Source organism: Colwellia sp. F1 (assembly GCF_056238625.1).
Genome location: NZ_JBWDLI010000011.1, coordinates 30319 through 54731 on the forward strand (window position 1 = coordinate 30319; position 24413 = coordinate 54731).

The following is a 24413-nucleotide window of genomic DNA, read 5'->3' on the forward strand; positions in this document are numbered from 1 at the left end:
GTGGCTTTACTATGATAGAGCGCGTATTTTTCATGAAAAACGACTATTCTACTAAACCGTCTAATAATGCGCTATTTCGTACTGCGCCTTTATCTGCGCTAGTGGCTTTACTATGATAGAGCGCGTATTTTTCATGAAAAACGACTATTCTACTAAACCGTCTAATAATGCTCTATTTCGTACTGCGCCTTTATCTGCGCTAGTAGCCAGCATAGCGTAGTTTTTCAATGCGTAGCTAATTGGGCGAACTCTGTCTTTAGGCTTCCATGCGTCTTTACCTTTAGCTAACATCGCTGCTTTACGCTGTGCTATGACTTCATCGCTGACTTGTAAGGTAATTTTACGTGTAGGGATATCAATATGAATAATATCGCCTTGCTCAATAAGTGCAATAGTGCCGCCATCAGCTGCTTCTGGTGAAACATGGCCAATGGATAAGCCTGAAGTACCACCTGAGAAACGACCATCAGTTAATAATGCACAGGCCTTACCTAGCCCCATAGATTTTAAGTAAGTGGTGGGGTAAAGCATTTCTTGCATGCCAGGCCCGCCTTTAGGCCCTTCATAGCGAATAACAACTACTTCACCAGCCACGACATCCTTCGCTAAAATACCGGCTACTGCCGCATCTTGGCTTTCAAAAATATGGGCTGGGCCGGTAAAGGTTAAGTTTTCATCATCAACGCCAGCAGTTTTTACGACACAGCCATCAACAGCAATATTACCAGATAAAACGGCTAAACCACCTTCAGTTGAAAAAGCATTATCAATACTACGAATACAACCGTTGGCTCTGTCATCGTCTAACGTATCCCAGCGGCAATCTTGACTAAAAGCTTTGGTGGTGCGAATACCCGCAGGGCCAGCGCGGTAGAATTTTTTAACCTCTTCGTCATCAGTTACGGTAATGTCGTATTTGGCAATTACGTCAGCTAAAGTACTACCTAATACGTTGGGTACATCGGTAGTGAGTAACTTAGCACGGGCTAGTTCACCTAAAATGGCAATCACACCACCTGCACGATGAACATCTTCCATGTGGTATTCAGGTGTTGATGGCGCTACTTTACAAAGTTGTGGTACCACACGTGATAATTGATCCATGTCTTCCATGGTGTAATCAATTTCCGCTTCTTGTGCGATAGCAAGTAAATGTAAAATAGTATTCGTTGAGCCGCCCATAGCAATATCTAAACACATGGCATTAGAGAATGAAGCTTTATTCGCGATGTTGCGTGGTAATGCACTGTCGTCGTTGTCTTGGTAATAACGCTTGGTTAATTCAACAATTTGTTTACCAGCATTTAAAAATATATTTTTTCGGTCTGCATGTGTTGCTAGCATAGAGCCATTGCCCGGTAATGCTAAGCCTAATGCTTCTGCTAAGCAGTTCATTGAGTTGGCAGTAAACATACCTGAGCATGAGCCACAAGTAGGGCAAGCAGAGCGCTCTACCTCATCACTTTGTTCATTACTCACCTCAGGATCAGCGCCTTGCAGCATAGCGTCGACTAAGTCGAGTTTAATAATTTGATCTGAAAGCGTTGTTTTACCGGCTTCCATTGGACCACCTGAAACAAAAATAACAGGGATGTTAAGGCGCATTGCTGCCATCATCATGCCTGGGGTGATTTTGTCACAGTTAGAAATACACACCATGGCATCGGCGCAATGTGCGTTAACCATATACTCGACAGAGTCGGCAATTAAATCACGAGAGGGTAGGCTGTAAAGCATGCCTGAGTGGCCCATGGCGATACCGTCATCGACAGCAATGGTGTTAAATTCTTTCGCAACACCGCCGGCTTCTTCAATGGCGCCTGCGACTAATTGCCCCATATCTTTTAAGTGAACATGGCCTGGTACAAACTGGGTAAATGAGTTGACAACGGCAATAATGGGTTTGCCAAAGTCGCCATCGGTCATGCCAGTTGCACGCCATAGGGCTCGAGCACCGGCCATATTACGGCCTTGAGTAGAAGTTGCGGATCTTAATTTAGGCATGGTGTTGTATTCCGTTTGAAAAGTATGAAAAATTGTATTTTGACAGCCAATTCAGTTAGTGTGCATTGGGCAGCATTGTAAGGTGTAGGCTTTCAAAATATAACTTTGTTTTGATATCAGTAGTCACAGCTTTATGTTTTGCCTTTTCAGCAAAGCGAAAGCGCTATGCTGGCCTAAGCCAGTAAGCACTTTTAGCGTTGCTGAAATGTTAAGGAGGCGTCTATTTTACTGGATCTAACCAGTTGTCTGGTATTTCAGTAGTACCATTGAAAATACCAAAAAAAGCATCTTGAATTGCTTTGGTAACAGGGCCGCGTGAGCCTGTACCTACGGGAATACCATCAACAGATTTTACTGGGACAACTTCAGTGGCTGTGCCGGTCATAAAAAACTCGTCTGCTAGGTATAAGCCTTCACGAGCAATGGTTTCTTCACGTACTTCATAACCTAATTGTTTCGCGAGTACAAAAACAGTATCACGGGTTAACCCTTGTAAAATTGATGCGGTTCCTGGTGGGGTAAAGATAATACCATTACGCACTAAAAATAGGTTTTGGCCAGCGCCTTCACTCACTTGGTTATTCACGTCTAGTGCAATACCTTCAGTGTAACCATGGCGACCTGCTTCCATTGAAATTAACTGTGAAGAAAGGTAGTTACCACCGGCCTTAGCTGCTGTTGGCATAGTGTTAGGTGCTAACCTGTTCCAGGTTGAAACACCAACGTCTACGCCATTTTCAATCGCATCGGCCCCTAAATAGGCTTCCCAGCTAAACGCAGCAATCATTAAATCAGCGGTAGCATCAGTTGGTGGGCGTAATCCCATACCTACATCACCTAAAAAGGCTAAAGGGCGTAAGTAAGCCGCTTTTAAATCGTTATCTTTTACTGAATCTTTACAGGCTTGCATTACTTCTTCTACCGTATAAGGAATATTCATGCGGTAAATTTTAGCAGAATCAAATAAACGTTCTATGTGCTCTTTTAAACGAAAAATACATGTACCTTGGTGAGTATCGTATGCGCGAATACCTTCAAAGACAGATGAGCCATAATGCAAAGCGTGACTCATTACATGAACGGTGGCATTTTTCCACGGCATGAGTTCACCGTTGAACCAAATTAGATCTGCATTTACTTTCGCCATTATCTTTCCTATGTTGTCTGTGACTTCATTTACACTGGCTTTATTTTTATTGAAATAAAGCCCGTTAAACAATTAATTTATATGGTGCACTATGCTTTTGCATCGTCAGCTAGCTGCGATGCGTTATTGTCTACCTTGACACTCTTGATGTCGACCAGTTTATTAATTTGATCAACTAAAAGTGTAATAGGGCGATCACTACTGACTAATAGTTCAATAGTCGCGATATTATTGGTGTTATTAACACTGGCTGTAATGCCATCTATTAAAAAACCACGGTAACGGGTAACTTGTAAAATACGTTCAAGAACAACCTGTTTATCGTCGGTCATGATAATTAATGTGTAATCATTCAAGGGTAAGGTACTCATATTAAGTGCTCTCCATCATCTCATTGTTAGCACTATTTGGTGGTACCAAAGGCCATACATTATCTTGGGCGTCAATTTTTACTTGTAAAAAGTAAGGACCGTCGTGATCTAGCATTTCGTTGATAGCCTCGGTGACTTCACTTTTACGTGTTATTTGTTTAGCTTTAATATCAAAAGCATTAGATAGCATGCAAAAATCAGGGTTGTCAGCTAAATCGGTTTCACTTAATCGACCTTCAAAAAAGAGGTCTTGCCATTGGCGGACCATGCCTAATTTTGCATTGTCGATAAGTAGAATTTTTACCGGAATTTGGTAGCGCTTAATGGTCGCTAATTCTTGTATATTCATCATGATTGAGCCATCACCAGACACGGTTATCACGGTGTCGTGTGGGCGACTAATTTGCGCACCTATGGCCGCGGGTAAACCAAAGCCCATAGTCCCCATGCTGCCACTGGTTAAGAAATTACAGGGATCGTCAAATTCCATGTGCTGAGCTGCCCACATTTGGTGTTGGCCAACGTCCGTTGTTACACAGGTGTTTTTCGGCATTAAATCACTGATTTCTTTCAATACTGCAGGGGCAAAAATATTCTCACCAGGGTGGTCGTAACGCCAAGCGCAATCTATTTTCATTTGCTGAACTTTTGCTTGCCACTTTTCAATGTTCAGTGGCATAGTCAACAAGGGCAGGTTTGCTTTTAAATCACCTAATATAGGCGCATCTGCTGCTCTGCGTTTATTAATTTCGGCAGTATCAATATCAAAATGAATAACTTTTGCTTCAGGTGCAAACTGATCTAGCTTGCCGGTAACCCTGTCATCAAAACGAGCACCAACAGCAATAAGTAAGTCACAGTCATGCACAGCTAAGTTGGCGGCTTTAGTGCCGTGCATACCTAACATGCCTATATAGTTTTCGCTGGTAGTATCTAATGCGCCTAAGCCTTTTAGCGTGGACACAGCGGGCATACCTGTTTCGCTAGCAAAGGCTCTGACTTCGTCAATGGCATTCGCCATACCTACACCGCCACCCACATATAAAATGGGTTGTTTGGCATTTTTAAGTAAATCAAGCGCTTTACTAATATCTGCAAGTGGTAATTCTACTTTATTTTTAAGCGGTGCACTTACGGTAAAGTTTTGTACTACGGCAGCCATTTGCACATCTTTTGGTATGTCGACAAGTACTGGCCCTTGTCTGCCTTCTAAGGCAATTTCAAAAGCTTGATGTAATACTTTTTCTAATTCATCTACATGGGCAACTTGGAATGAGTGCTTAGTACAGGCTAATGATAAACCAAAAATATCAGTTTCTTGAAAAGCGTCGCTACCCATGGCTGCTGTAGGTACTTGACCTGTAATGGCAATCAAGGGAATGGAGTCAGCAAGGGCGTCAGCAAGACCGGTGATTAGGTTAGTTGCGCCTGGGCCAGAGGTTGCCATACAAACACCGATTTTACCTGAAGCGCGTGCGTAACCTACTGCAGAAAATGCCGCGCCTTGCTCGTGTCGGCAAAGAAAATGCTGAACATTGCTGTCGTATAAAGCATCATAAATAGGCATGATAGCGCCGCCAGGGTAGCCAAAAACATGGCTTACGCCGTGTTGTTCTAGTACGTTAAATAGTAATCCGCCGCCAGTTAACGGTTTGCTGTCAGTCATGATAGTTCCAAAGTTGTTTAATGTTTTTAAATTTTTCCCTAGAAACACAAAACCCTCGATTCTTGCGAAGCGAGGGTTTATATTTCTGTTTGCCTTTCTTTAGCTCAACGAAAACCCCCGAGATGATTTAATCACCACGACGAGTACATTGATAATAATTAAGTTAAAGAGTTGCATTAAGGTTAAGTGTACTTTTTTTTAAGTGAAATATAAAGATAATTTAGTTAAAGACTGACGATTTATGTATTTATTATGAATTTTTATTACAAATTTCTATGCACAGTTTCTATACACTAATTAGTACCATAGCTCGCATACTTGAGGCAAGCTTTTTCCTAGTTTTTTGCTAAAATACTGTTGTCGCGTTCAATAAGTAATGAGGCTTGGTTTGGCATGACCAAGCTGTGCCGCTCAGGCTTTCAGTTTTCCTCTGTGGGAGATAACGTAATGGACTTAATGGTATTATAATAAATACCCGCCTACACTAGAGTATAAAAGTATTAAATAAAAGGAATTATTATGTCACTTGCTTGTGTTTTTAGTCGAGCCCGCGTTGGTTTAGAGTCACCTCTGGTTACCGTTGAAGTACACCTTGCCAATGGCTTACCGGCTTTTCATATTGTTGGTTTGCCCGAAACCTCTGTTAAAGAGTCAAAAGACAGGGTGCGTAGCGCCATCATTAACTGCGGCTATGAGTTCCCCGCAAAAAGAATCACGATTAATCTTGCACCAGCCGACTTACCCAAAGAAGGGGGGCGCTTTGATTTACCCATTGCTGTGGGCATTTTGGCTGCGTCTGAGCAAATACCGCAAGTTGACTTGGCGCAATATGAATTTGCCGGCGAATTAGCCTTGTCAGGTGAGTTAAGGGCTATAATAGGTGAGATCCCTATGGCGATGTCGTGTTGTGAAAGTAAAAGAACTTTAATTATTCCTAGGCAAAACAGTGAGCAAGCAAGCTGGGTTAAAGAAGCTAAAATTCATGCTGTTGACCACTTAAATCAGCTTTATCCTCATTTTGCTCGACAAGTGGTGTTACCTTTAGTGGAAGAAAAAGCACTTGAGCAATTTAGTGATATTAATACACTAGATATTAGTGATGTTATTGGTCAACCCCTCGCTAAGCGTGCATTAGAAATTGCAGCGTCTGGTAACCACAATTTACTTTTTATTGGCCCACCCGGCACAGGAAAAACCATGCTGGCGAGTAGGTTAGCCGGTATTTTGCCTAGAATGACTGAACATGAGGCATTAGAAGTTGCTGCTATTCAATCAATAAGTAATCAACGCATTAGTGCCAAGTCGTGGTTAACTCGTCCCTTTCGTGCGCCCCACCATACCGCTTCGTCGGCTGCCTTGGTTGGTGGTGGTGGGCAGCCACAACCCGGTGAAATTTCGTTAGCACACAATGGCGTATTGTTTCTTGATGAACTACCTGAATTTGAGCGTAAAGTGCTTGATGTCTTGCGCGAACCTATGGAGTCAGGCGAGGTGACTATCTCGCGCGCTATGCACAAACAAAGTTTTCCTGCGCGCTTTCAACTTATTGCTGCCATGAACCCCAGCCCAACTGGTTTTTATAATGACAACCGTAGCACGCCGGAGCAAGTGTTGCGTTATTTGAACCGCCTATCAGGGCCTTTTTTAGATCGCATAGATATTCAAATAGAGGTAGCACGTTTGCCTCGCGGTACTTGGGCAGGTGACACAGAGATGAACGAAGGCAGTGTTGTTGTGCAACAGCGCGTGCAGGCGTGTCGAGAAAAACAATTAGCACGCCAGGGTAAAGCCAACGCACACCTTGGCACGAGTGAATTGAAGCGTTTTTGTCAGTTGCCAGCATCTGATAATGAGTTTCTTGAAGTGGCCGTTGAGAAGCTAGGGCTTTCAACGCGTGCGCATCATAAAATTTTAAAAATAGCGCGTACGCTAGCAGATATGGAAGGCGAGGATAAGATCAACCATGAGCACATTACAGAAGCATTGTCGTACAGAGCAATGGATAGACTGTTACGCCATTTAACCAACTCGGTAGCTGTGTAGTTAATTTTTTGCTTCTTGTGGCGCACTTGCCACCGTTGCGTTAAGTTAAGCGCAAGCTAACTAATGGAAGAGAAAAACGCTTTTATCAGCGGTTGACTTCGTGTTTGGTTTAAGCAACATACGCCTAGGTCAAATGGCTCTATTTCACCGACATCGGCTAGGTATTGCACCCGCTCTTTTATCGGGCTATTTTCAACGACTACTTTAGGCACTATGCCTACCCCGCAACCGAGTGCCACCATGCTCACTAAAGCCTCATGGCCTGAAACCGTGGCGTATATATTAGCCTTACCTTGTTGTTTTTTTCGATACCAATACTCAAAGCGCTTACGCGCAGCACCGTGCTCAGGCAGAATAATGGGTACCTCAGACCACATTATTGTGGTGTTTTGTTGCTGGCCAATCTTCAACAGTTGCAAGACACGACATTGCATCGTAGGTGCAATAACTGCCAAAGGAATAGTCGCAAGGTGGTGAAAATAAACACTGCGGGGTAAGTTGTCAGGGTAGGCGGCTATGGCAAAATCAACAGCTTTATTTTGTACTAACTCTACCCCGTCGGCAGCATCGCCTGTGGTTAGCATAATTTCAACTAAGGGGTGTTGGTTACGAAAACGCTCAAGTAGTGGTGGCAAATGGCTATAGGCAGCAGTTACTGAACAGTAAATATGCAGCTTGCCCGTTAACAGTGTCTTTTTTTCATCTAAAGAATCTTTAAAAGATTGCCATTGCTCCAATTGTTGCTCGGCATACTGTTTAAACTTTTTTCCTGCAGCGGTTAGCGCCACGCTGCGGTTATCTCGATGGAGTAAGTCGCTATTAACCTCTTGCTCTAAGCGCTGAATCACCCGGCTTAATGTTGAAGGGCTAACATGAAAGGCTAACGCTGTTTTACCAAAATGTAATGTTTGGCTTAAGTGCACAAACATGGCTAATGCTTTTTGTTCCATCTTTACCCTTAAAAAATTTATAAAGTAGTATTAATATACAGCCTTTGTTGCACAAAATGAAACATATAGATGCAAATATATCATTTTGTGCAACAGCGCTTTTAGGTTATGCTTTAGGCAACTTAATAATTACTGATGCAGATAATGCTTGGTAGTTTGTACTTCATTTAGCAATATTTATAGGAAAGATCATGAGCAACTATTTTAATACCTTAAGCTTACGTGAAAAACTTGCCCAATTAGGCAAGTGTCGTTTTATGAACCGTGAAGAATTTAGTGATGGGTGTAACTTCATTAAAGATTGGAACATTGTTATTGTTGGTTGTGGTGCACAAGGTTTAAACCAAGGTTTAAACATGCGTGATTCTGGTTTAAATATATCTTATGCTTTACGTGATGCCGCGATTGCTTCAAAGCGTCAGTCTTGGCAGTGGGCTACTGAAAACGGTTTTACTGTGGGTACTTACGAGGAATTAATTCCACAAGCTGATTTAGTACTAAACTTAACGCCTGACAAACAACATACTTCTGCAGTAACTGCTGTTATGCCATACATGAAGCAAGGCTCTACCTTAGCTTACTCACACGGTTTTAATATTGTTGAAGAAGGCATGCAAATTCGTCCAGACATTACTGTGGTAATGGTTGCGCCAAAATGTCCAGGTACGGAAGTGCGTGAAGAATACAAACGTGGTTTTGGTGTACCAACGCTTATTGCTGTTCACCCAGAAAATGACCCACAGGGTAATGGCTTAGCTATTGCTAAAGCATACGCAAGTGCTACAGGTGGTGACAGAGCAGGTGTACTTGAGTCTTCGTTTATTGCTGAAGTTAAGTCAGACTTAATGGGTGAGCAAACTATTTTGTGTGGCATGTTGCAAACTGCAGCTGTTTTAGGTCATAAGCAATTAGTAGAGCAAGGTGTTGACGCAGGCTACGCACGTAAATTACTACAATACGGCTTAGAAACGACAACAGAAGGTTTAAAACACGGTGGTATCACTAACATGATGGACCGATTATCAAACCCAGCTAAAATTAAAGCGTTTGATATGTCTGAAGAATTAAAAGTTATTTTACGCCCATTATTTGAAAAGCACATGGATGACATCATTGAAGGTCGTTTCTCAGAAACTATGATGGCTGACTGGGCAAATGACGATGCCAACTTATTGAAATGGCGTGCAGAAACCGCAGACACTTCGTTTGAGTTAGCCCCTGATTGTGATACAGAAATCACAGAACAAGAATATTACGACAAAGGTATCTTTGTGGTTGCAATGATCAAAGCCGGTGTTGAGCTAGCGTTTGAAGCAATGGTTGAAGCGGGTATTATTGAAGAGTCTGCGTACTACGAGTCTTTACATGAAACACCATTAATTGCCAACTGTATTGCACGTAACAAACTATACGAAATGAACGTAGTAATTTCAGATACAGCAGAATACGGTAACTATTTATTTACTCATGCAGCAGTACCTTTATTAGCTGAGTTTACTAGTAAGTTAACGCTAGAAGAGTTAGGTGGCGGTATTACTGAGCCATCAAACGGCGTAGATAACGTACGCTTAATTGAAGTGAACGAAGCCATTCGCAGCCATGGTGTTGAATTAATTGGTAAGGAATTACGTGGCTACATGACTGATATGAAAAAAATCGTTGAAGCGAACTAATTTGTATTAAGTTAGGCAAACGGCATTAAACGTTGTGATTGTAAGCGGGAACTTGTTTGCACTGACAACGAGAAAGAAAACAAAACGCGATTGCCTTTAAATAAACTATGCCTTTTAATAGGTTGAATAATTAGAAACGGCATTTAATTTTTAATAAGTTAATGCCGTTTTTTATTACTAGCGAAACGCTAAGACACAGTATGTAAATACTGTATGAAAGCATAATACTAAAATGAGATAACCCTCAACTTGATAGGATACAAAATGACAGAATTTACCAATATCACCATAACCAAAGCCGCTAATGTGTATTTTGACGGTAAAGTCACTAGCCGAAAAATCACCTTTGCTGACGGTAGCTTTAAAACATTAGGCATTATGATGCCAGGAGACTATAAATTTGCTACCGCTGAAAAAGAATTAATGGAAATCACCGCAGGTGATTGTGAAATATTATTACCAGGCAGTAGCGAGTGGCAAAACATTAAAGGTGGAGAATCTTTTTATGTGCCTGCCAATAGCGAGTTTGAAATAAAAGCTAAAACCATTATTGATTATTGTTGTAACTACATCAGCGAGTAATGAGAACAAATCATGCTTAATACCGTTGATTTTTCTCAGGTCGTTATTCTCATTGTTATCGGGGTACTGGCAGGTGTCATTAACACGTTTGCAGGTGGGGGATCTAACTTGTCGCTGCCAGCACTGATGATGACAGGTTTACCTGCAGATGTTGCTAATGCCACTAATAGAGTCAGTGTGTTAATGCAGTCGCTAACCGCAGCACGTGGTTTTCATGGCCATGGCAAGGTTGACGCTGCTGCCGTTAAAGATAGCTTTGTACCGTTACTCGCTGGCGGGTTGGCGGGCGCGGTAACCGCGTCATACCTTAGTGTTGAATTACTTAAGCCTTTATTGCTTGGCACCATGATTGTGGTGTCTTTATGGGTGATTTTTAAAAGTGACACTAAACCCGAGGATAGCAGCAAAAGAAAAAGCTGTTACGACAGCACGTTAACACTGTTAGCAACTTTTGGCGCAGGTTTTTATGGTGGTTTTATCCAAGCAGGGGTTGGCTTTGTCTTAATTGCCGCGTTTGTGGGGGTATTAAACTATGATTTATTACGTGCCAATGCCATGAAAGTTGTGGCAACCGTTATTTTTACCGGCATTTCTTTGGTGGTTTTTATTTTTAGAGACCAGGTTGCTTGGTTGCCTGGTTTATTACTGGGTGTGGGCAGTATTGCTGGTGCGCAAGTGGCTGTTAAATTTGCCGTAGAGGTGAAAGCAAGGACTTTAAAAATTATGGTATTAGTGATGACCGTTTTTGCTAGTGCAGCAGCTTATTTTCAATAAGTTAAGTAGTCTAATCTATGGCAGTAATTAGCCTGTAAGTAACAATCTTACAGGCTTTAATAAAATTTAATTTGTAAAAAACGCATTTTTCATATTATTTAATTAGTAATCGATGCGGGGGGCTGTTTTAGTGGTTTAGCGTATCAAAACCACCATAAACAATGGTGAGTTTAAGCGCAGTTAATTACCATTAACCCTTAAGGAATTAAATAATAATGACAGTTCAAAGTACCTTGCATCGCTTAGTGATAAGCAGTGCACTTTTATTGACAACCCCTGTTTTCGCTATGGCGTCTGATCAAGTTATGTTTGATGACTTTAGCTATAAAACACTCGCAGATGCACAAAAAAATGGTTGGGTGCCGCGCACTCAGGCCGGCCACCCTGGTATTAAAAACGCCACTTGGTGGTCTGAGGGCATTAGTTTTCATGTTGATCAAAGTAATTCTAGTAATACGGTAATGCGGTTAACATCTAAAACAGATGGCAGTGCTGAAAATACGCGTCACACACAAATTTGTCATCAACGTAAGTATTTGGAAGGTACTTATGCTGCTCGCGTTTATTTTAATGACCAACCAGACTTTGGCCCTGATGGCGACGGTATAGTAGAAACCTTCTATACTATTAGCCCACTCGAGTCTCCTATGGATAAAAACTATAGCGAAATGGATTTTGAATATTTAGCAAATGGTGGTTGGGGCGAAAAAGAAAATGTACTCTTTTCTACTTCTTGGGAAACATTCCAATTAGAGCCGTGGACAAAAGTGAATGCCTTTGATACCTATGTGAAAAGTTTACAAGGTTGGAATACGCTTGTATTGCAAGTGTTTGATAATAAAATAAAGTACTATATTAATGGCCATTTGTTTTCGCAACATGGTAGTGATGTTTACCCTGAAGTGGCGATGTCGTTGAATTTTAATCTCTGGTTTATCCCTGAAGCTGTACTTGATAGTACTGAGCCACGTCAATATCATCAAGAGGTCGATTGGGTCTATTTTAATGCCAATAAATCGTTAGCGCAGGAGCAGGTCTTAAAAGAGGTGAGTAAGCTGCGCGCTAGCCATATTAAGCAAAAAGATACGGTGCCACATTGGCAACCTAAGCTTGATAGCTATTGCGGGTTGTAAGAGCAATTAAAGTATTGTGCTATCTCAGTGATATTCATCAAGTGAGAGACTCAGCAGAAGATAATTTAGCGTTATCTCACTTGGTGAATAGCGGAAAATTGTAATAAAAAATGATTAAACTGAGTCTCAGTTAGTTAATTTCATAGCTACCATTATTCATAAGCCATGCGGCTACTTTGGCCTTTAGCGCCTTGTTATTCGCTTGTATGGCTATTTCATTTGCTTGTTGCACGCTTTTATTTACCTGCTCTTTGTGTCCGTATTTTTGCTGTAGTGTTGCTTTGGCAAGCAAGATATTAATTTTATTGGTAGCGACGCCATTTTTGTTAGCAATAGCGGTTGCTTGCGCAAAATAATTGTCAGCTAGTTGTTTGTTATTTTGGGCGCTGGCAACACGGGCTAATTCTATTAATGTATTCGTTTGCCCATAACTCCCACGGAATTCTTGGTGTTTTTTTAGGGCGACATTTAAGAGCAAAATTGCCTGTGAATATTGTTGCTGCAAGCGCTTTACTTTAGCGAGTTCTTCATGGGTATAAGCAATAAAAAGCTTATCTTGATGTCGCTCTGCTAAACCTTTTGCTTGTTGGATATAATATTCTGCTTCGGCTAGGTTGCTGCTATTCGTTTGACCACCTTGTTGTCTATTCAGTAATAATACGCCAATCATTAAGTTACTTCGAATTTCTTCACGGTGAGCATTTTTATCTTGTGCTTGCTTAATGTTAGTCTTCATCAGGTTGATGCCTGGCTCAATATCACCATGATTAATATAACTCGCAGCCAAGTAGCGACGCGCCACAAGTAAAGAGCCATTACTACTTAGCGCAGAGTTGAAAAATATAATGGCTTGTTCATAATTGCGTTGTAAATAAAAATCTATACCACGTGCGAAAGCTTCACTACTAAAATCATTTTGGTAAGTTTGCACTTTGTTTGGCGTAAACTGGCTAAAACGTTGCGCTATTTTTTCAACTAATTGTTCAAATGCTTTTTCGGCCGAGTTAGCAAACTCAATGCCGCGCTCAATATTGTGTGGGAGGTATAAAGTGTAATGCAATTGAAAGTCTTGTGGAAAACCTAATAAACGGGTTTGCACGATGAGATCTGTCTTTAACTTCTCACGTAAAGCGACAATCTGTTGTGTTTTGGTGATAGTGTTAATTTTTTCTGTATCAAATAAGTTGAGCAATGTTTGTTTACTTACCACGTGTAACTGGCTTTGCTGTTGTAAACGTTGGCTTAAATAATCTCTTCCTGTTAAGGGTATCCAATCATGAATATCATCAGGCATTGCATTTTCTACGGGTAAAAAAGTAACGCTAAAGCTACCTTTATGTTCTTTATGTGTATCAAACGTATCTGTATAAAATAAAAAGGCGCTTAGCAGTAACAATAGGATTAAAAATCTGACGCCATAAAGCCATTTTTTAGAGAGTATTTGAGTTCGTGGTTTGCTTGGTATAACAACTAACTCTGCAACCCATTGGTAGCCCTGACGTGGGTAAGTTTTTACTACGTTACTTCCTAATAAGTCACGTATTTCTTTAATTGATTGAACCAATACTTGTTCTTGTACTATGACATCATACCAAATGTCTTTTAGTAGCGATTGTTTGGTGACAATTTGATCTTTATGGTTTATCAGATGTCTCAATACCAATAAAGTTTTTGCGCGAATATTTATCTTCTTCCCTGCTTTGATGGCAAAACCCGCGGTTAGGTTAAGTTCAATGTTACCCTGGGAGGGGCTGATATAATAAAAATGCATGAGCGGATAGCGGGCTAACAAGAAAAATATAGGTATTATTTTGGCTTACTTTCTAAGAGGGTACAACTTAATACTTGCGCTACCCCTTAATTACCTTATGATTGTAAATAAGACTAAATTAAGGAAAGTTCACTGATGGAAAATATTGTTGAAGGTTTTATCACTAGCCCTGCTTTATGGCTTACTATTGTTATTTTATACACCTTAAAAAAAGGCATATATTTTGTGCCACAAAACCGTGGTTATGTTATTTATACCTTAGGTAAATACAGTAAAACACTGCCTGCTGGCTTAAGTTTTATTATTCCCTTTATACAAACGGTTGCGGCTGATCGTAACCTGAAAGAACAATCACTAGAAATCACCTCTCAACCCGCAATAACCAAAGATAATATCACCCTAGACATAGACGGCATTCTGTTTATGAAAGTGACGGATGCAGCGGCGGCAACGAATAACATTACGGATTATAAACTTTCAGTGACGCAATTGGCGATGACAACAATGCGAAATGCAATTGGCTCAATGGAATTGGATGAGTGTTTTCAAAATCGCGATGCGATTAATGCGCAAATTTTAATTGCGATGACAGAAGCAACAGCGCCTTGGGGGGTCATGGTTACTCGCTACGAAATTAAAGATATTACACCACCGCAAACCATTCGCGAAGATATGGAAAAACAAATGACCGCAGAACGTGAAAAACGTTCGGTAATACTAACGGCGCAAGGAGTAAAAACGGCAGCAATTACCGAAGCTGAAGGTAATAAACAAGCCAGAGTATTAGACGCTGAAGCTGCCAAAGCAGAGCAAGTATTAGCTGCAGAAGCATCGAAAGAGTCACAAGTGCTGATGGCTGCGGGTAAAGCTGAGGCTATTCGCTTGGTGGCAGAGGCCGACGCTAGTGCATTAGCGGTAATCGGTAATGTAGCTGATACTGAGCAAGGCCAAGCAGCTGTAACGTTAACATTGGCGAAAGAAGCAATTACCGCGCACCAAGCGATTGCCCATGAAAGCACTGTAGTTTTAACCGATGGTAAAACAGGCGATAATATTGCTAATACCGTTGCTCAAGCGATTGCTGTTTCAAGTAGTTTGAAGATACCAAGCTAACATCTAGACCAAGCACCTTGAGGTAGCTTGGCTATTTATAGATAAAAATAAAGGCACTAGGTAGGCGTATGATGGAATACTTTATAGAAAACTCTGCGCAGTTATGGTTTTTAATTGCGGGTATCAGCCTTGTCATTGAACTCAGTATTATGGGGCTAAGTGGGCCGTTATTATTTTTTGCCCTTGCCAGTTTAGGTACAGGGATTTTTGTGAGTTTAGGGCTGGTGAGTGGCTGGCAAAGTGAAATGTTAACGGTAGGGTTATTGTCGGGGTTAATTACGTTAGCTTTATGGAAGCCATTAAGGCAATTTCAAAACTCAACAAGTAAGAAAGATACCGCAAGTGATATGGTTGGCTTGGAAGTGTTCGCCAGTGCGAACATTTCTACGACAAGTGGTACTATTCGTTATTCGGGGATTAATTGGCAAGCACGTTTGTTTGACGAGCGCGCACCACAGATCAATGATAAAGGTCGTTGTGAAATTGTTGCTATAACGGGTAATATTATGCTGGTAAAAGCACGATAAGCACAGTGCGTAGTGCAAGTTAAAACGAAGTGTTTACCTTTTTTAACTTGCTGTTACTTTGATAAAAAGCTGGGGCGTGCCAACTGTTTATTGATAAATTTTTTCTGCCCAACGTGCTAAGCCCGACGTTACACTGCCAAAGTGATCACCCACAACAACAGGAACATTAGGTATTTGTTGTTGAATAAACTCACTTAACACGGGTGACTTAGCGGTGCCGCCCGTAACAAATATCACCTCAGGTTGGCATTGTGCTTGTTTGACCGCCGCTTGCATTAAATCACCAATGCTTGCCAAGGTGCGTTTGTTGGCAAAGCGCAAGGTTTCTTTGTTAACCTCAGCACTTAAACCATTGCGAATATCATCTAAATTAATTGTGTGTTTTGCTTGCTCTGATAAAGCTATTTTAGCTTGCTCTGCTGCGTTTACTAATTGGTAACTGAGTTTGTGATCATGCACGGTTATTAAGCGCTCAACGATAGCGGTTTCTTTTGCATCGCGCGATAACTGCACTAATTCGCGCCTATGTTGAGCACTATAAAATGCTGTTTGCTCATTAATGTTATTAATGGCTAATGCCTGGTAAAAGCTGCTGCTAGGTATAGGCTTACCTGTTTTTAGTAAACTGTTCATACCTAAGCTAGGCATAATGCCTTGTAAAGCGAGTTGAATATCAAAATCATTACCCGCAATACGCACACCACTATGAGCAAGTAAGTGCTTGGCACGGTCATTAGTGTTGCTTAATTCAGGCCCCATTAATAACATAGAGCAGTCGCTGGTACCGCCGCCAATATCAACCACTAAAACTCGAGTTTCTTTACTTAAGCTAGCTTCAAACTCAAAGCCGGCAGCAACCGGTTCGAATTGAAACTCAACGTCTTTAAAACCTATGCGTTTAGCCGCATTCGTAAGTACTGTAATTGCCTGTTGGTTGCTCTCTTGACCATGTAAACCTTGAAAGTTTATTGGTCGACCAATAACGGTTTGGGTAACTTCTCGGCCTAAGGTGGCTTCTGTTAAGCGTTTAACATTGCTCATCATGGCGGCAACAATATCTTCAAATAACTGTATTTGTGCGGGGGCTAGACCACTGGCTCCAAGGAAGGATTTCGGTGATTTTATATAATAGCCTTCTTCAGGGTCTTCTAAGTATTTCTCAAGTGCTGGTGTACCGAAAACTAAGTTACTATCAATACCATCAAAAGCTAGCTCTCGTAGGGCTCTTTGGCTTTTTTGTAACTGCACTTGACGTTGAGTTTGAAAACTACGCTGTTGCTCACCTGTTAATTGTTGCGCTAACCAGTGCACAATCACGTCACGATCGGGGGCGTATAAATTAGACGCTATTGTGTTATTTTTCAAAAGAGGCACTATGGCGGGTTGACCATTATTCATAACAGCAACACTGCAATTAGATGTGCCGTAATCAAAACCTATCATTGACTACCTTTTATACCTGTTGGGTATTGTCGTGATTAAAAATGGCCGCATAGCATACTGAGATAATGTCTTAGGTACAAGGGGCGCAATAGGTTAAAGTAGGGGCTTAGCATAATAATAATGGTATTAAAAAATGATAGCAGGAATGCGAGGGTTTAAAGGTAGCGATTAAGATGAAATTGAATAAAACGAGCCAAAAAATTGATCATAACATTTGTCAGGCACTAACCCTGGCTTGTGAGTCATTATTGTCGGTTATTCCAGGGTTTACTTGGTTAACACATAGAGCAAGTTACACCAACTTTCCTGCCAGTTTAGTGATTACTTGTGTTTTTGAAACAGAAGCTGATATTGAAGCGGTAAAGCAACAAGGGCAGGACACGTTATTACGTAATGAGGTTGTGAAACAATTATTGAAGGCGGGCGTTGTGGTGAAAAAAGCCAAACAACAAATACACCTTGATAGCGAAGAAGCCTGTTTAAAACAGCATCAAGGGGCATGGCCAAAACGATTAGCACTGTCGAAGATAAAACAAAAACCTAATGCAACAAGAAGGCTGCATTAGGTTTATTATTAAATCTAAGCTTTGATTAGCAGGTAATTAACAATTAATTACCTGTACAACAAGCTTAATAAATAGCAGGTAGAGTATTACGCTCTAATTTGCCCGTCACCATAGACCACAAATTTTTCAGTGGTTAATGACTCAAGCCCCATAGGACCGTACGCATGCAGTTTACTGGTAGAAATACCAATTTCTGAGCCAAGACCTAACTGGTTTCCGTCGGAGAACCTTGACGAGGCATTGATCATCACTACCGAAGAGTTGATTTGACGAATAAAGCGTTGTGAGCGCGACGTATCTTGCGTGACAATAACTTCGGTATGATCCGAAGTAAACTCATTAATGTGCGCAACCGCATCATCATAGCTGGCAATAACTTTAACAGCAATTTCTTGTGCTAAATACTCAGCATGATAGTCATCGTTGGTTGCTTTTTCTGCGCTATCAAAATAACTTAGGCTATTTTCACACGCATGTACTTTCACATTGGCAGCATTGGCGAGAGCCTTAGCTGCTATCGGTAAAAACTGCTCGGCGATATCACTATGTACCAAAACAGTTTCTAGTGCGTTACAGGCACTTGGTCGTTGGGTTTTACCATTAACCAAGATATTAACCGCTTTGTTTAAATCAGCGAATTTATCAATAAATAAATGACAAACCCCTTTAAAGTGCTGGATAACTGGAATGCGGCTATTTTCAGTAACATAACGAATTAAGCCTTCACCACCACGAGGGATAACTAAATCAATGGTTTCACTTTGTTTTAATAGCTCTTCAATAACGCCGCGACTGGTATCAGGAATAACGCTAACAATATTTTTATCTACGCCATGCTCGGTTAATACTTTATGTAAACAGTTTGCTAAGGCTAAATTAGAGTGAATTGCCTCAGAGCCACCACGAAGGATAACGCCGTTACCCGATTTTATACAAAGTGCAGCAGCTTCGGCTGTTACGTTTGGACGAGCTTCGTAAATCATGGCGATTACACCTAAAGGTATACGCATTTTCCCTACTTGCATGCCATTGGGACGTAAGGCTAGTTTGGCAATGTCACCAACAGGATCGGTTAAGGCGACTATTTCACGAATAGCGCTACTGATATCTTTAATACCTTGCTCGGTGAGTAAAAGCCTATCAAGCATAGCTTCCGCTAAACCTTTAGCTCGGCCTGCCTCAATGTCTTTACTATTCTCTAGAATAATTTCAGCACTATTGGCTTCAATAGCATCGGCTATTGCGTTTAACAGTGCATTTTTCTCTATTGTTGTTAACTGGGCAGCAGCTCGGCTAGCGAGCTTGGCGTTAGCAGCCATTGTTGCCATATTAAATTGTTGCATTGGGTTCGCTTCCTTTTTCTTCTTTACGCTTTGGGGCCACTTTGGCAGGTTTAACTTCAATGTTTTGTTCTATAACAACCATGTCATCGCGATGTATAACAACATCACCTTCTTCGTGCCCTAAGATAAGTTTAATTTCATCACTGTGTTTGCCTTTTATACGCTTTAATTCTTTGTTGCTATATTGCGTAATACCTTTGGCGATAATGGTTTTAGTTTGTTGGTCAATGATGTCGACACAGTCACCAACATCGAATTTTTTAGCAACAGACTTGATACCAATAGGCAATAACGAAGCACCTTTGTTGAGCAGCGCATTAACCGCGCCTTTATCTAAAGTGATTCTACCCTGACTTTTTACTGTGTGTTTAAGCCAGTGTTTTTTAGCTCTAATGGTGTTTTGATCAGCAGAGAAGCGTGTACCAGGGTTTACCTGTCTAATTAAAGAGCTAAACACTTCACTTTTTGTGCCATTAAGAATGTAAGTGTTAATACCATGCTCAGTAGCTTTCTCAGCGGCTTCTATTTTAGTTTTCATGCCACCAGTAGACAAATGGTTACGGCTGATGCCAGCCATAGCATATATTTCATCGGTAATTTCATCGATGACAGGAATGAGTACCGCATCATCATGCACGTTAGGGTCTTTAGTGAAGACACCGTCAATATCACTTAAAATAAAGAGGCTGTCGGCTTCGCACACTTGTGCTACAAGAGCCGAAAGGTTGTCATTATCACCCACTTTTAGGTCTTCAGTGGTTACAGTGTCGTTTTCATTAACAATAGGAATAATGCCATTTTCTAACTGGATTTGAATGGTATCTCTGATTGAAATATAGCGTTCTCGATCTTCTAAATCATCTTGTGTGATTAATATTTGGCTGCAAGGTATATCAAAAAAACGTTGCCAGTTTGCCATCATTTGCATTTGCCCAACACTCGACATAGCCTTTTTCACTGACGGGGATAATTCAGGACTACCATGGCGGATTATACTACGTCCGGCAGCGACGCCGCCTGAAGAAACTAGAATCACTTCTTTACCTTGTTGATGGCACTTAGTGATGAATTGCGCAATGGCTAAAAGGTACTTTCCGCTGCAACCCGACTGTGTTGGGGCTACTAAGGCACTACCGACTTTAATTACAGCACGGTTAAAATTCATTTTTCCTCCTGTTATTATTTCCTGTCGTCTATTATGATGAAAACACGGTAGTCATTCAACTTATATAGCCAAAAACCATTGATAAGCTGCGACGTTATTCTGTTTAAAAGTAGCAATTAAGTACATCTTCTGTCTATAAATCAATTAAAAAATACAATTAATAGCTAAAGCATGATTAAATATGGATAATTTTTCTTTTATTTAAATAGTAAATTACCTTTAAAATGTTTAATTTTTTACCTACCCCCCTGTTAGCGCTTTTGTCTTTTAGTTTTTACACCCTAAATACGCTTTTTTGGGTTATCCCAATTGTGGTTTTTTCACTTTTTAAAGCATTGATACCTTTAGGCTTTTCCCAAAAGCTTTTCAGCTATTTATTAGACTTAATGGCCAGTAATTGGGTAGCTGTTAACACAGTTAACCAAAAACTATTTACGAAAATGCAGCTGCAAGTAACCGGTTTAGATGAACTCAATACAAAAGATTGGTACTTAGTGTTAGCGAATCACCAAAGCTGGGTGGATATTGTGGTACTGCAAAGAGTGTTGCATGGAAAAATACCTTTTTTAAAATTCTTCCTAAAAAAAGAATTAATGTATGTGCCTATTCTAGGTTTGGCGTGGTGGGCGTTAGACTTCCCTTTTATGAAGCGTTATAGCCAAGCATTTTTGAAAAAAAATCCACATTTGCGCGGTACAGACTTAGATACTACGCGTAAAGCCTGTGAAAAGTTTAAATATAAGCCTGTTAGCGTTATGAGTTTTATTGAAGGTACTCGCTTTACGCAACTAAAGCATGATAAACAAAACTCACCTTTTAATCACTTACTTAAACCTAAAGCGGGTGGTGTTGCTTTTGTACTTGATGCGATGGGAGAACACTTAACGACTCTTGTGGATGTCACTATTTATTACCCAGATGGCATACCGAGTTTTTGGGACTTTCTTTGTGGCCGAGTGAAAAGAGTTCATCTAGAAATTCATACCCGTGAAATAGACCAAGAACTTAGCGGTGATTACAGCAATGACAGAGCGCATAAAATTGCTTTTCAAAAGTGGTTAACACAATTTTGGCATGAGAAGGATGCGCGGCTTGAAAAAATGAAAACCGATGCAACAAAGCATTTAGGTAATGAAAAAACTAACATTAATCAAGGATAATATATGAATGAGTTGATTACTGCTTGGTTATTAGATCAAGGAATTAGTAATAAATACATTGAGATGAGTGTTACAGCTGTCGCTATGCTGACTATCATTTCTGTTGCTACTATTGTGTATTATATTGCTAAAAATCAAGTGCTTCGTATAGCGCATAAGCTAATTGTTAAAACAAAAAATACTTGGGATGATGCCTTAATAGAACACCACGTGTTAACGCGTGTTACTCTATTATTGCCTTTTGTTGTTATTCTATTTTTAACGCCATATTTCTTTCCTGAAGAATACTTGTTTGCTGATTTATTGCTATTGTTGTCTAAAGTATTCCTTACATTTCAGGTTGCGCGTAGTATTAGCTCTGTTCTTAATATGAGTAAAACCTTGTATGACGAAACAGCGAAACAAAAATACCTACCGCTTAATTCCATTGTGCAAGTAATTAAACTCGTGGTTTACTTAGTCTGTACTATTGTAATTATCGCTTTAATTATAGACCGCTCACCTGTTTATTTGCTGAGTGGTTTGGGGGCGTTAACCGCCGTGTTAATCTTAGTGTTTCAAGATACCATCAAGGGCTTAGTTGCTAGTATTCAAATTTCAGCTAATAAAATGGTAGTAGCAGGTGACTGGATCGAGCTGCCTAAATATGGCGCAGACGGAGATGTAATTGAAATTGGTTTAAATACGGTGAAAGTACAAAACTTTGATAAAACGATTACCACAGTTCCTACTTATGCCTTAATTAGTGATTCATTTAAAAACTGGCGTAATATGTACCACACAGGTGCAAGAAGGATTAAGCGTACCTTAATTATTGATATTAGTAGTATTGATTTTTATTCCTTAGAAAAAGTAGACTTTTTAGCCAGCACAAGCTTGTTAAAAAGTTATTTAACAGACAAAAAACAAAGGCTTGAAGAAGAAAATAATACGCTAAATAAAGAGGGTGCTTTGAATGTAATAGATACCCGACAATTAACCAATATTGGCACTTTTCGCGCTTATATTGAAATGTATTTACATCAAAATACTAGTATTAGAAACGACTTAACTTGTATGGTACGGCAGTTGCCAGCAACTGAAAGTGGCCTACCTTTAGAGTTGTATTGCTTTGCTAATTCAACAGACTGGAAAGTCTATGAAGGTATTCAAGCAGACGTTTTTGACCATTTATTTGCCATAGCACCACATTTTGATTTACGGGTATTTCAAAACCCTACCGGGCATGACTGGAAGAGTACTGTAAATACAGATAAAAGTGCTTAAAATCAGACGAGCTACAAGAGGTGAATTGTTTAATTCACCTCTTTTGCTTTATTCGATGGGTAAGGAGTTAAGCAGCCCTAATGATATAGTCAAAGGCGGATAGCGACGCTTTTGAACCTTCTCCCATTGCGATAATAATTTGCTTATAAGGTACGGTGGTTACATCACCTGCGGCAAAGATACCTGGCGTAGAGGTTTGGCACTTTTCATCAATGACCACTTCACCGTGCTGAGTTAATTCAACCACCTCTTTTAAGAAACCACTATTAGGTAATAAGCCTATCTGCACAAAAATACCCGCTAATGCTTGTTGTTTAATCTCACCTGTTGCTCTATCTTCATATGAAAGCGCGACAACCTTGCCATTTTCAGCCAATACTTCTTTCGTGGCCGCATTTTTAATTATGGTAATTTTTTCATGTGCCTGTGCTTTCTCCACTAAAACTTGATCTGCTTTTAACTGAGGTAGAAACTCAAAGACGGTTACATGGTTTACCATGCCGGCTAAATCAAGAGCCGCTTCAACACCTGAGTTGCCACCACCGACGACAGCCACATCCTTGCCTTTAAAAAAAGGACCGTCACAATGTGGACAATAAGCGACACCAGCGCCAACATTTTCTTGCTCGCCAGGTACGCCAAGTTCACGCCATTTTGCACCCGTAGCCAGAATAATAGTTTTTGTTTCTATTACCTCACCGCTTGAAAGGTGTAGCTTATGTGGCGACTTAGTGTCAATATCGCCTGTTTCAATGGTATCTACCCGTAAAAATTCTTTAATGGTAACATCATAATCATTCAAATGTGTTTGCATATTACCCGTGAGTTCACTTCCTGTTGTTTTGGGGACTGAAATTAAATTTTCTATACCAACAGTATCCTTTACTTGACCACCAATGCGGTCAGCTATCATAGTGACATTTAACCCTTTGCGTGCTGAATAAATGGCTGCTGCAATACCAGCTGGGCCACCGCCAATAACGGTAACGTCTTGTAAAGGTAGGGCTTTTGTAGTGTCTCTACCAACAATTTCAGGAAAACGTTGCATTAACTTATCCACTAACTGCGCGGTGTCAATTTTACCGTTAGCGAATAACTCACCATTTAGGTAGACACTTGGCACTCCTTGAATGTTACGCTCGCTCACCAAAGATTGAAATAAGCCGCCATCTATCATCTCACTACTGATGTGAGGGGTTAATACAGCAAACTGATTTAATGACTGCACCACGTCAGGACAGTTATGGCAGCTTAATGATACAAACACTTCAAAATGCAAAGGCGTTTTGATTTTTTTAATCATGTTAGCTAGGGTGTTATCAAGCTTTAACTCAGTACCTGAGGAATGCAATATCGCTAAAATTAATGAGTTAAACTCATGGCCGCTAGGTATGCCTGAAAAATGAATACCATTATTCACATCATCTACCGCTAAGTAGAATGTAATAGGGCTGCGTAAGTTGTCATCACGCTCAATTAGGCTTAAGTTGTCTGATATAGAGCATAATTGGGTTAAAAATTTAACTAACTCGGGACGTTTATCATGTTCACCAGTTTGTAAAACTAGTGCCACTTTGTTAGTCATATTTTGAGTATATGTTTTTAATGCCTTTAAAATGTCGTTGCTTAACATAGTGCTACCTTATTTGAATATTCTAGTGAACAATCTTTAAAAAAAGCGGGAATGGGAAACCCAGTGCCCGCCTAACATAGAAG

19 protein-coding genes and 1 pseudogene are annotated in these 24413 nt (G+C 40.4%); 10 read left to right on the forward strand and 10 right to left on the reverse strand.

The window, feature by feature from the left end; translation table 11 throughout:
• Positions 1 to 144: 144 nt before the first annotated feature.
• From ilvD to ilvG, 4 genes are all read right to left on the reverse strand, one after another.
• A complete protein-coding gene (gene ilvD, locus AC0UA9_RS11670; protein ID WP_475660264.1) occupies positions 145 to 2004 on the reverse strand; it encodes a dihydroxy-acid dehydratase in 1860 nt (619 codons plus the stop codon).
• Between the two features lie 220 nt (positions 2005 to 2224).
• Complete coding sequence (locus AC0UA9_RS11675; protein ID WP_475660267.1) at positions 2225 to 3151, reverse strand: branched-chain amino acid transaminase; 927 nt, start codon at positions 3149 to 3151, stop codon at positions 2225 to 2227.
• A gap of 89 nt (positions 3152 to 3240) precedes the next feature.
• Complete coding sequence (gene ilvM, locus AC0UA9_RS11680; protein ID WP_475660271.1) at positions 3241 to 3522, reverse strand: acetolactate synthase 2 small subunit; 282 nt, start codon at positions 3520 to 3522, stop codon at positions 3241 to 3243.
• A 1-nt stretch (position 3523) separates the two neighbouring features.
• On the reverse strand, positions 3524 to 5188 hold the full coding sequence (gene ilvG, locus AC0UA9_RS11685; RefSeq protein ID WP_475660274.1) for an acetolactate synthase 2 catalytic subunit: 1665 nt from the start codon (positions 5186 to 5188) through the stop codon (positions 3524 to 3526).
• A 519-nt stretch (positions 5189 to 5707) separates the two neighbouring features.
• On the opposite strand from ilvG, the gene AC0UA9_RS11690 reads away from it, so the two are divergent.
• Positions 5708 to 7231 (forward strand): YifB family Mg chelatase-like AAA ATPase, encoded by a 1524-nt coding sequence (locus AC0UA9_RS11690; protein WP_475660275.1) that lies wholly within the window; start codon positions 5708 to 5710, stop codon positions 7229 to 7231.
• A 56-nt stretch (positions 7232 to 7287) separates the two neighbouring features.
• Here the strand turns inward: AC0UA9_RS11690 and ilvY are convergent, their stop codons facing one another.
• Positions 7288 to 8181 carry an HTH-type transcriptional activator IlvY gene (ilvY, locus tag AC0UA9_RS11695; RefSeq protein WP_475660277.1) on the reverse strand — a complete coding sequence of 298 codons (894 nt, stop codon included), beginning with the start codon at positions 8179 to 8181 and terminating at the stop codon, positions 7288 to 7290.
• Between the two features lie 191 nt (positions 8182 to 8372).
• On the opposite strand from ilvY, the gene ilvC reads away from it, so the two are divergent.
• From ilvC to AC0UA9_RS11715, 4 genes are all read left to right on the forward strand, one after another.
• On the forward strand, positions 8373 to 9854 hold the full coding sequence (gene ilvC, locus AC0UA9_RS11700) for a ketol-acid reductoisomerase (RefSeq protein WP_475660278.1): 1482 nt from the start codon (positions 8373 to 8375) through the stop codon (positions 9852 to 9854).
• Between the two features lie 264 nt (positions 9855 to 10118).
• Positions 10119 to 10436 (forward strand): pyrimidine/purine nucleoside phosphorylase, encoded by a 318-nt coding sequence (ppnP, locus tag AC0UA9_RS11705; RefSeq protein ID WP_475660279.1) that lies wholly within the window; start codon positions 10119 to 10121, stop codon positions 10434 to 10436.
• Between the two features lie 12 nt (positions 10437 to 10448).
• Positions 10449 to 11210, forward strand: a complete 762-nt coding sequence (locus tag AC0UA9_RS11710; RefSeq protein ID WP_475660280.1) for a sulfite exporter TauE/SafE family protein — start codon at positions 10449 to 10451, stop codon at positions 11208 to 11210.
• Between the two features lie 215 nt (positions 11211 to 11425).
• Entirely contained in the window at positions 11426 to 12343 is a 918-nt protein-coding gene (locus AC0UA9_RS11715) for a glycoside hydrolase family 16 protein (RefSeq protein WP_475660281.1), read from the forward strand.
• Between the two features lie 130 nt (positions 12344 to 12473).
• On the opposite strand, the gene AC0UA9_RS11720 is transcribed toward AC0UA9_RS11715, so the two are convergent.
• Positions 12474 to 14114 carry a winged helix-turn-helix domain-containing protein gene (locus AC0UA9_RS11720; protein ID WP_475660282.1) on the reverse strand — a complete coding sequence of 547 codons (1641 nt, stop codon included), beginning with the start codon at positions 14112 to 14114 and terminating at the stop codon, positions 12474 to 12476.
• A 135-nt stretch (positions 14115 to 14249) separates the two neighbouring features.
• Here AC0UA9_RS11720 and AC0UA9_RS11725 point away from each other — a divergent pair, with 135 nt between their 5' ends.
• Both AC0UA9_RS11725 and AC0UA9_RS11730 read left to right on the forward strand, forming a co-directional pair.
• On the forward strand, positions 14250 to 15227 hold the full coding sequence (locus AC0UA9_RS11725; protein ID WP_475660283.1) for an SPFH domain-containing protein: 978 nt from the start codon (positions 14250 to 14252) through the stop codon (positions 15225 to 15227).
• Between the two features lie 68 nt (positions 15228 to 15295).
• Positions 15296 to 15754, forward strand: a complete 459-nt coding sequence (locus tag AC0UA9_RS11730) for an NfeD family protein (RefSeq protein WP_475660284.1) — start codon at positions 15296 to 15298, stop codon at positions 15752 to 15754.
• Between the two features lie 87 nt (positions 15755 to 15841).
• Here the strand turns inward: AC0UA9_RS11730 and yegD are convergent, their stop codons facing one another.
• On the reverse strand, positions 15842 to 17197 hold the full coding sequence (gene yegD / locus AC0UA9_RS11735) for a molecular chaperone (protein ID WP_475660285.1): 1356 nt from the start codon (positions 17195 to 17197) through the stop codon (positions 15842 to 15844).
• A 173-nt stretch (positions 17198 to 17370) separates the two neighbouring features.
• Here yegD and AC0UA9_RS11740 point away from each other — a divergent pair, with 173 nt between their 5' ends.
• Positions 17371 to 17763, forward strand: coding sequence for a Fis family transcriptional regulator (locus tag AC0UA9_RS11740; protein WP_475660286.1), 393 nt, complete (start codon positions 17371 to 17373; stop codon positions 17761 to 17763).
• Positions 17764 to 17849: 86 nt separating this feature from the next.
• Here AC0UA9_RS11740 and AC0UA9_RS11745 read toward each other — a convergent pair whose 3' ends face one another.
• The gene (locus AC0UA9_RS11745; RefSeq protein ID WP_475660287.1) at positions 17850 to 19106 is read right to left on the reverse strand and encodes a glutamate-5-semialdehyde dehydrogenase; all 1257 of its coding nucleotides are present in this window, start codon (positions 19104 to 19106) and stop codon (positions 17850 to 17852) included.
• A 61-nt stretch (positions 19107 to 19167) separates the two neighbouring features.
• A pseudogene (gene proB, locus AC0UA9_RS11750) lies at positions 19168 to 20271 on the reverse strand (glutamate 5-kinase); the annotation flags it as partial.
• Between the two features lie 224 nt (positions 20272 to 20495).
• On the opposite strand from proB, the gene AC0UA9_RS11755 reads away from it, so the two are divergent.
• Positions 20496 to 21431 (forward strand): acyltransferase, encoded by a 936-nt coding sequence (locus tag AC0UA9_RS11755; protein WP_475660288.1) that lies wholly within the window; start codon positions 20496 to 20498, stop codon positions 21429 to 21431.
• Positions 21432 to 21434: 3 nt separating this feature from the next.
• Positions 21435 to 22697, forward strand: a complete 1263-nt coding sequence (locus tag AC0UA9_RS11760; RefSeq protein WP_475660289.1) for a mechanosensitive ion channel family protein — start codon at positions 21435 to 21437, stop codon at positions 22695 to 22697.
• A gap of 67 nt (positions 22698 to 22764) precedes the next feature.
• Here AC0UA9_RS11760 and ahpF read toward each other — a convergent pair whose 3' ends face one another.
• Complete coding sequence (gene ahpF, locus AC0UA9_RS11765) at positions 22765 to 24330, reverse strand: alkyl hydroperoxide reductase subunit F (protein WP_475660290.1); 1566 nt, start codon at positions 24328 to 24330, stop codon at positions 22765 to 22767.
• Between the last annotated feature and the right edge of the window lie 83 nt (positions 24331 to 24413).

What these genes read in the sequence shown, in the direction of transcription:
- yegD (WP_475660285.1), bottom strand. Translation starts at nt 17,197, where the DNA reads ATGATAGGTTTTGATTACGGCACATCTAATTGCAGTGTTGCTGTTATG.
- AC0UA9_RS11740 (WP_475660286.1), top strand. Translation starts at nt 17,371, where the DNA reads ATGAAATTGAATAAAACGAGCCAAAAAATTGATCATAACATTTGTCAG.
- ilvG (WP_475660274.1), bottom strand. Translation starts at nt 5,188, where the DNA reads ATGACTGACAGCAAACCGTTAACTGGCGGCGGATTACTATTTAACGTA.
- AC0UA9_RS11690 (WP_475660275.1), top strand. Translation starts at nt 5,708, where the DNA reads ATGTCACTTGCTTGTGTTTTTAGTCGAGCCCGCGTTGGTTTAGAGTCA.
- AC0UA9_RS11725 (WP_475660283.1), top strand. Translation starts at nt 14,250, where the DNA reads ATGGAAAATATTGTTGAAGGTTTTATCACTAGCCCTGCTTTATGGCTT.
- ppnP (WP_475660279.1), top strand. Translation starts at nt 10,119, where the DNA reads ATGACAGAATTTACCAATATCACCATAACCAAAGCCGCTAATGTGTAT.
- AC0UA9_RS11760 (WP_475660289.1), top strand. Translation starts at nt 21,435, where the DNA reads ATGAATGAGTTGATTACTGCTTGGTTATTAGATCAAGGAATTAGTAAT.
- AC0UA9_RS11715 (WP_475660281.1), top strand. Translation starts at nt 11,426, where the DNA reads ATGACAGTTCAAAGTACCTTGCATCGCTTAGTGATAAGCAGTGCACTT.
- ilvY (WP_475660277.1), bottom strand. Translation starts at nt 8,181, where the DNA reads ATGGAACAAAAAGCATTAGCCATGTTTGTGCACTTAAGCCAAACATTA.
- AC0UA9_RS11710 (WP_475660280.1), top strand. Translation starts at nt 10,449, where the DNA reads ATGCTTAATACCGTTGATTTTTCTCAGGTCGTTATTCTCATTGTTATC.
- AC0UA9_RS11720 (WP_475660282.1), bottom strand. Translation starts at nt 14,114, where the DNA reads ATGCATTTTTATTATATCAGCCCCTCCCAGGGTAACATTGAACTTAAC.
- AC0UA9_RS11675 (WP_475660267.1), bottom strand. Translation starts at nt 3,151, where the DNA reads ATGGCGAAAGTAAATGCAGATCTAATTTGGTTCAACGGTGAACTCATG.
- AC0UA9_RS11755 (WP_475660288.1), top strand. Translation starts at nt 20,496, where the DNA reads ATGTTTAATTTTTTACCTACCCCCCTGTTAGCGCTTTTGTCTTTTAGT.
- ilvM (WP_475660271.1), bottom strand. Translation starts at nt 3,522, where the DNA reads ATGAGTACCTTACCCTTGAATGATTACACATTAATTATCATGACCGAC.
- ilvC (WP_475660278.1), top strand. Translation starts at nt 8,373, where the DNA reads ATGAGCAACTATTTTAATACCTTAAGCTTACGTGAAAAACTTGCCCAA.
- ilvD (WP_475660264.1), bottom strand. Translation starts at nt 2,004, where the DNA reads ATGCCTAAATTAAGATCCGCAACTTCTACTCAAGGCCGTAATATGGCC.
- AC0UA9_RS11745 (WP_475660287.1), bottom strand. Translation starts at nt 19,106, where the DNA reads ATGCAACAATTTAATATGGCAACAATGGCTGCTAACGCCAAGCTCGCT.
- AC0UA9_RS11730 (WP_475660284.1), top strand. Translation starts at nt 15,296, where the DNA reads ATGATGGAATACTTTATAGAAAACTCTGCGCAGTTATGGTTTTTAATT.
- ahpF (WP_475660290.1), bottom strand. Translation starts at nt 24,330, where the DNA reads ATGTTAAGCAACGACATTTTAAAGGCATTAAAAACATATACTCAAAAT.